Below are 2,509 nucleotides of genomic sequence, written 5' to 3'. Positions count from 1 at the left end.
CAACGGTTTTTGAGCCGTTATCGTCTTTGTGAAGCTCTGCAAGATATTCGGAGAACGGCTGCTGCGGTTGATTTTCTTTTTCAAACCGTTCCTCGATTAAAGCTCTGTATAAAGCCATATCATCATCTGTCAACAGGTCGTTTCGACTGTAATCAAGGTTAATTTCAACATAACCGATATGTGACTCCTTTTCATCATCGGACATTTTTGAAATTCGTGTTTGTATATTTTCATTAACCGAGGTTATTTCCACACCGTAACGAGCTGCATATTTTTTCAGATTTTCAACCGTTTCCGCATCATATGCAAGTCCTGTTGAAAGACCGCCGTTTTCGTCAAAGGAAAGTATATCGTTCAGTATATGGCGGTATATTTCATCACCGCTGTATATCTCTCTGCCGATTTCCGCTTTCAAAGTGTTTCCTTCAAAAAATGCTTTATTATCATCGGACACAGACTTCAAGAATTTATCAACCGTATTTTCTTCGTCGGCATCGTGTATAGCGTAAATATATCTGTTATCCGAAAGTATCTCTGCATATTCCTCCAAAGCGTATGCCGGAAAGCTTATTGCTCCATCCGACACGGAAAGTCCGAGAATTTCAGACACGGCGGTTGCTTCATCTTCGTGCAATTCATAGGTATCTCCGTGTTTTTCAAAGGATACGCATTTTATAGCGGATATTTCCTCCTCAAAATGATAACTGCCGTTTCTGTCATAAACGCTCACTGCCGCACCGCTGACTTTTTTCATTGCATTTGCAATAACATATCTGTCGTATTCATCACGGAGCATATCATAAACTTCAAATTCATTGGCATCAAGCAGCATTGAAGCACCGTTATTCGCAAATATATCTTTCTCATATTTGTCAATGGTGTTTACAAAATATACAATGCGTTTCGGCAAAGTAGCCGCCTTTTCTTTATCAGACATATCCTTAACACTTTCAACAAACGCTATTTGTTCACTGCGTATACGCTGTTGTTCCCGTTCTTTCAAAAGGTCGGGAATATTTTTCTCTTTATCCTCTGCGGTGAAATATTTATCCTCGTCAATAAGACGGGTGATACGCTTTTCAAGGTCATTCCATTTGACAAGTGTTTTCCCGTAAGGCTTTGAATAATCGCCAAGACTGAATTCAATACCTTTTCTGCTGTTTTGAAAGTGAATATAATTATGAGAACCACCATAGGTAGTACCGTGCAGCTTTTTCAAGTAGTCAACCCGTTCCTTGCGGTCGGTATGCTCTCTGAAAAACTCCGCCGTATCATACTTTCTGTAAATACCCTCGTCAATAAAGTATTTATCGATAAAGTCCTCTGTGATAAATCTGTCAGCAGCCGTATCGGTAAGCCTTTGCGAAGTATATGTTTTACGCTCAAGCTGTAAATCGGAAAGCTGTTTATACACACGCTCCGGTCGATACATACGAAAACGCATTATATCCTCATTTTTGTTTCGCTCGACAAGAGCCGCCGTTATTTCCGTAAGCTCCGATAATTGCTCCGGATTATTAAGCATTTCCGTGATACGCTTTGTGCTGTCGGGAAAACCGCCCTTAAACCATTCCTCATTGAACATATCTTTTAGGTCGGGAAATTCGTCATAATCAAGGTCTTTCTCCATATACCAAAATGCGTCTGCTACCTTTTTCAGTTCATAACTCCGCATTTGTAAAAGCACACTTGACGGTGCATATCTACCCAAATCCAAAAGCTCGTCAATGCGTTTTGCCGCATCCTCCCAAGAAATGAGCTGAGCTGTGTTTATATTTGCCGTATTACCGTATGAAATACGAATACCTTGCTCACTCCACCAAGCAGACACATTCCGTCCGTCAACAACAAAGCCTTTACCGGAAGTACCGTAAAGGCTTTTAAGAAATTCTGATTTATCCGCAAGAGATTTATTCTTTGAAAATTCTATGCAAATATCTAAACGGCTTTGAGGGTTTAATGAGCCATCGCATAAAACTTCGTCAATAATCTGCCCCGGCATAGAAAAAGCAGCACCGAAAATTTCGTGTGCTGCTCTCTGTACGGTTTCTCTCTGTTGTTCTTCTGTCGGAATGAGGTCGAACAGACTTAACTGTAAACTACCTCCGGCAGTACGACTTCTTCCGCTGAATGGAGTAGGTTGTTCATCAGCCCCGTCCACATCATCGGGTCTTTCGCTTTCAGTTCCTCGTTCACGCCCTCTGTCTGTGCCAATTTCCGGACTATCTTCTGTATCTGCTCGGTCGCTGATGTCTGTACCTCCAGCAGATGCTCCGTTATCTTGCCTGTTATCATCAAGCTCGTGTATAGGCTCGGTCTGTGATTTTTGAGGAATTTCCTCCGCATCTGTCCGTATTTGCCTATCTGTGCTTCGGTCTGCGGTGCTGTCAAGTTCGGTATCAGATACCCGTTTACTTCCGTGTATGTTATCTCTGTCATAATTATCCGTCCTTTCATTATTTATTGTCGGTGCGTCTTTTTCTTTGACTTCATTATACACCGCATTTTC

Annotated in this window: 1 pseudogene; it reads right to left on the bottom strand. The window is 41.6% G+C overall.

The features are described from left to right. Positions 1 to 2,509 (bottom strand): annotated as a pseudogene (locus H8706_RS11865) (hypothetical protein); the annotation flags it as partial.

This window comes from Qingrenia yutianensis (assembly GCF_014385105.1).
GTDB classification, from domain to species: domain Bacteria; phylum Bacillota; class Clostridia; order UMGS1810; family UMGS1810; genus Qingrenia; species Qingrenia yutianensis.
The sequence above is the reverse complement of the archived record's forward strand: the minus strand, read 5'-3'. Positions and strand labels throughout refer to the sequence as shown.